Consider the following 5064-nt stretch of genomic DNA (forward strand, 5'->3'; position numbering starts at 1 on the left):
GGTGGAAGCGTGAGAACTCCCATCATCGCAGGTCAGCAGGCACCTCTCCTCGTTCCGCCATCCACAGACCCGCCGTCACGCGGTGGATCGAGGTTGAGTCCTTGACGTCCCCTCGCAGAAAGTGATCGACTTTGCTTCATGGCTTTGACGGCGCCGTCTTCAATCCGCCGGAGGGTCCGCAGAGTCCTCTGGGCAGCGGTTGCTTTGGTGTTGCTGGCAGCCGGCGGATGGCTGATCAACTACCGCCTGACCTACCACACGTTCGCCTGGTGGGAGGTTCCAGCTCGCATGAGCTTCTGCGGGCGCCATTACGAGCCGATCGACCACAGGAAGGCTCTACCCAAGGGCGACGGCACGATTAATCCTGTTTTCGTCGTGGAGCCGGCTGGCTGGCAGGTTTATAAGCAGACTTGGAGCAGCGGCCCGGAGTGTCCCGTCATCCTTCTTCTGCAACGCAACAACCACGACGTCGTCGTGTACTCATTGCTCGGCGGTCCGTGAGTTCACAAGCCGAAGAAAGTGAAAGGCCGCGACGCTGACCGGCGGGAACCGCAACGACGTCACCCAGCTGATCCCGCTGCACTGGTTCCGCCGCCTACGCTTCCGATCATGGCTCCCTACGCTGGCCCACGGATTGAGCAGGCTTGTGACCTGCCCGACGAGGCCCCGCGGGCAGCGAGCGGCCCGGGCCTCGGAAGACGCTTTGCGGATCGATCGCCATCCTCCTATTGACCTGTGCATTTTCCTCAACTGGGCACTCCGCTAAGGAGACTTCGAATGCGTATTCGACAGAGATGACCGCTTCTGCCGGGAGCGCCAGTCTTCGTGCCAGGAGTGCCAGGTGCCTCAGCCGCGTAGCGGCCGGAAGACGGCCAGCGGCTCCGCTTGGGAAGCTTGGGTCATCCAGCGCCGCCCCGTGAACGTCCTCGGGCACGTCATGCCAGTGTCCCGGTGGTCGCGGACAGGCGCCGGGATTCCCCAGGGGGGCCTGCGCGAAAAGCGTGGGCCAGCGCTCGTCGAGACGCTGGCCCAGGCCCTATCTACGCCGCCGTTGCCGGTGTCCCGGGACGCCGTCAGGCGGGGCGGATGTTCTCCGCCTGGGGACCCTTCTGGCCCTGCGTGACGTCGAAGCTCACCCGCTGGCCTTCCTGCAGCTCGCGGAAGCCCTGGGCGGCGATGTTCGAGTAGTGCGCGAAGACGTCGGGGCCGCCGCCGTCCTGCTGGATGAACCCGAAGCCCTTTTCCGCGTTGAACCACTTCACGGTACCGGTGGCCATGCTTTTCTCCTCACATGGGTCGTCTAGTGTTCCACTCCGCGTGGAACCCTGGTTGCTGAAATGACCCATCCGGAGCACACCGGGAAAACAAAATACGCCTGAAGGTCATATACCGTCAGGCGCACACTGATTTTCATGGGTACCAACTGCAACTAAGCTCAAACTAGCACGGATCCGTGTGTGGTGCGGGTCCAGCGAGACCGTCGTGGACTGCCCCGTCGAGGGCGGAGATCGTCAGCCGACTGGTTCCGGTCGCAGAACCGCACAGACAGACAGGTACGGCTGTGCGCAGCAGATATGGGTGACGCCGACATGTGACGCTCAGCCCCTTGCGCTTGAAGACGATCCGTCCGAGCGGCGGTCGTATCCGGACTTGACCGAGGGATACGACCTGCTCAGGGCTATCCGACTACCGGGGGCGTGATCTTCACAGACGTGTTCCCCTGAGCCTGAGGCGGCCTTGATCCGCAGTAGCACTTCGTAGGTCGAAATCTGTACGTTGCGAGTGCCCCCGTTGGGATGAGCCCCAGGCTGTCCTGCTCTGGGCACTTGTTGCCCGCCTCGCCAAGACACCAGAAAATGTGCGCGGCGTTGGATGTGCCGTTCATCAGGTTGACCGGGGCGACGTTTTCGGGGTCGGTCGGATCCGGGTTTGCAGCCGGCGAGGCAGAGGACGGCCAGACTCAGGAGAACCTGCTGGGCAGCCATTGAGGCGCAGAAGGTTGGTCGGACAGTCGTAGGGGGCCGTCGGCAGCCACCTTCGGTTTTTATGGTTGCTGTAATTCGCTGCCGTAGTGCAACTGGGTAAGGCCCTTACGGGATGCTTGGTTCACTGGCCGCTCCCGGTGAGTGACCGGCGCCAGGTGGCGTCGGCCAGTAGGCGCAGGCCGTTGTGCCAGGCACTCGTCCTCGTCACCGAGGCACGCGCAGCCTGCCAACGGCACGCCCGCCGAATGGCCACCCCCGCCCGCCGCAGCCGAACCCGTTCGGGAAGGGGAGAAACGACCACGGTGACCCGGCGCGGCGGACAGCCGCCGGGCAGCGGTGCGCAGGCCTGCGTGGCGGATGCCGGCGGCAGTGCGCGTCCGCCGCTGCCCGCTCATGCGTGGAAGGCGCCGCGATGCGGGCCGATGTCCGGGTCGAGTTCGTGGATCATCTTGCGAGCGTCCTCGAGGATGCCCGCCGTGCACAGCACCTTCCAGTCCGCATAGCCGGGCGACTGGTCGAGGGCGGTACGCGAGAAGGCGGCCTCGGCGGCAACGAGGACAGCCCTGAGCCGCTGGAGCAGGTCCGTGTCGGGTGGGTTTTCCACAGCGTGGACGTCGGCCAGCAGACCGAGCAGGGCGGCGAGGTCGGCCAGGACCCGGTCCAGACCCGGCGGGGCGCTCGCGGGTGCGGGCGGCAGATGGCTGTCGTGCTGGTCCCCACGAAGGGGCGGTCGACCTTCACGGAAGGTCAGGTTGTACAGGCCCCGGGTGATGCCGCGGACCTGGTGCCCGACGTGGTCCAGACACTGGGTGGCCTCGGCAAGCCGATCGATCCGGGGCCGGGCCATGCCTGCGCGGGGGCGGAACCGAATGGCGTCCTCCGCTTCGCGCACCGCCTTGCGGACCGACTCCAGTCGCTTGGACAGCTCCCGGGCACGGCTGACCCACTGCCCGCTGTACGCCGCCCAGTCACCCGCGGCGAGCTGGTCGGACACCTGGGTCAGCAGGTCGGCGATCTGCCGGGTCAGACGGGCCAGTTCCTCGCCCGCGCGCCGAGTGAATCCAGGTGCGGGCAGCAGGAGGCCGACCAGGGTGCCGATGAGGACGCCCACCACGTTGTCCTCCAGGCGGGTCGCACCGTATCCGAAGTGAGCGGCCGTGCCCATCACCAGCACCGCGGTCAAGGCGACCTGATGCATCTGCGGTCCGAGCCGCAGCAGCCTCCCCGCATACATACCGATCAGGGTGGCAAACAGCACCGTGACCGCGTTCACACCCAGCGACGCGGCGGCTGCCACGCCCAGCAGGAACCCGACACCGATCCCGGCCGCACGCTGGAGGCTTTTGCGCGCGGTTGCGAACGGCGTCGCGTGCGCCCCCAGAATCGCCCCCGCGGGCGCGAGCGAGGCCGAGTCGGAATGCAGCAGTGCGGTCGCGATCCACCAGGAGAGCCCGGCGGCGACGGCGGTACGCACCACCATCGCTCCATCCCCGAACCCGGCCACCATCCGGGAGCGCACCGCAGCGGTGCGTGGACGAGTATCCATGGGGGCTCTCCTCGTACCGTGCCGGGTTCCTCAGCCATCCGCCGAGGGGGAACTCGTCGGGCCGCCGGCCTACATCCTCCGCCCCCGTGCGCGCCGGACGCCGTCAGCCGCAGTGCCGTGTCGATCAACGGCACATGGCTGAACGCCTGAGGGAAGTTCCCGACCTGCCGTTGCAGCCATGGGTCCCACTCCTCGGCGAGCAGGGGTAGAGACAGTTGGCCGTCGGGCAGCGCGAGCGCGGGGTAGCTGGTCGCGGCGCCCACGATGCCCGAGACGACGAGAACGGCGAGCGCGTAGGCGGCGCCGGACACGAGGAAGGGTCCGGCGAGGGTGGGATGCCGAGGGACTGGGCGAGGCCCGCGGTCGGGGCGGCGAGATCGGGGCCGGCCACGGCGCACAGGGTGGTCGCGACTCGGCGCAATCACTTCCAGCGTTGAGAGGCGACAACACCCCCTGCCTGGAAGCATCCGGTACGCGAGCCGGATCGGCAGAACTCCCTACTGTCCGCCCGCGTCGGTCGCAGGGGCGTTCACCTGCGTTCGTGGGCGGCTTGCCTACGGGAAGGGCCCGGCACACGGTCTCGGCTGAACGACGGTGAACGGGGCTGAATCAGACAGGAACTGAGACGGCCCCCGGTCAGCTGTCTAGACCACCGCACGCCTGGGAGCTAGGCCGCCTTGGGCCGAGCCGTCTGCGTGCCCGAGGCGGGCTCCTGGGCATCCTCGAGCAGGAAAGTCTCCTCTTCCCCGAAGTCCGGGGCCTGGAAGGGGTTTGTCGTCGGAGGCGGCGATGCGGCAGTGGCACACCGGGGTTGCCCTTCCAGGGCGGAGAACAGCGACGTCAGGTCGATGAGATGTCTCTCTTTCGTTACAGGTCCCTGAGGGGGCCTGGCGTTCCGTGGCCGGGCACAGCGGTCCTACAGCTTGGTCATCTTGGCGTACGGGCTCAAGATCCGCATTTGCGCCGAGCCGAAATCCACGAGTGCCGCGATTCCGTCCTCGATGCCGATCACCCGGCCGAGGCCATACGTGTCGTGCGTGACCTGATCGCCCACGGCGAAGTGCTTAGGAGCCGGCGTGACCGGGGCCTTGAAGGGGCTGGTAGGCAAGTGACGCTTCGGTGCAGCAGGCTTTGTCATCGCCCCTAGTATGCACCCACGAACTACGCTGGTGGCAGACTCTCAAGGGCATGAGTAGCTGATCGTTAGACTCCACCCCTGCAAGAGCCGAACCTGCCGTCCGCCGAAGCGCCGCCGCGTCTGAGGCACGGCTTGCCTGAGGATTCAGGCGGTACCTCCCCATCAGGAGTCGTACCGCCCGTACCCTTGCAGTACCCGCATCCTGCCGGTGCGGCCCCGTCGGGCGTCATATAGCGGGCGTCCACGACTGAAGGATCTGATCCACAGATGCTGATCGCTCAGCGACCCTCGTTGACCGAAGAGGTCGTCGACGAGTTCCGTTCCCGGTTCGTGATCGAGCCGCTGGAGCCGGGCTTCGGCTACACCCTCGGTAACTCCCTCCGCCGCACCCTCCT

4 protein-coding genes and 2 pseudogenes are annotated in these 5064 nt (G+C 66.8%); 2 read left to right on the forward strand and 4 right to left on the reverse strand.

All coding sequences use genetic code 11. The features are described from left to right. Nucleotides 1–138 precede the first annotated feature (138 nt). A complete protein-coding gene (locus tag ACWDA7_RS50145) occupies nucleotides 139–501 on the forward strand; it encodes a hypothetical protein (protein ID WP_450614553.1) in 363 nt (120 codons plus the stop codon). A gap of 572 nt (nucleotides 502–1073) precedes the next feature. Here ACWDA7_RS50145 and ACWDA7_RS50150 read toward each other — a convergent pair. The 4 genes and pseudogenes from ACWDA7_RS50150 to ACWDA7_RS50165 form a co-directional block, all read right to left on the reverse strand. Then, nucleotides 1074–1277: a cold-shock protein gene (locus ACWDA7_RS50150; RefSeq protein ID WP_359391878.1), complete on the reverse strand. Its 204-nt coding sequence runs from the start codon at nucleotides 1275–1277 to the stop codon at nucleotides 1074–1076. A gap of 1099 nt (nucleotides 1278–2376) precedes the next feature. Continuing rightward, nucleotides 2377–3531, reverse strand: a complete 1155-nt coding sequence (locus tag ACWDA7_RS50155; protein ID WP_450614555.1) for an FUSC family protein — start codon at nucleotides 3529–3531, stop codon at nucleotides 2377–2379. An 80-nt stretch (nucleotides 3532–3611) separates the two neighbouring features. Next, nucleotides 3612–3740: pseudogene (locus ACWDA7_RS50160) on the reverse strand (glycoside hydrolase family 15 protein); the annotation flags it as partial. A gap of 707 nt (nucleotides 3741–4447) precedes the next feature. Then, on the reverse strand, nucleotides 4448–4669 hold the full coding sequence (locus ACWDA7_RS50165) for a hypothetical protein (protein ID WP_359391880.1): 222 nt from the start codon (nucleotides 4667–4669) through the stop codon (nucleotides 4448–4450). Nucleotides 4670–4936: 267 nt separating this feature from the next. Here ACWDA7_RS50165 and ACWDA7_RS50170 point away from each other — a divergent pair. Beyond that, nucleotides 4937–5064 (forward strand): annotated as a pseudogene (locus tag ACWDA7_RS50170) (DNA-directed RNA polymerase subunit alpha); the annotation flags it as partial.

It is taken from the genome of Streptomyces sp. NPDC001156, assembly GCF_053598275.1.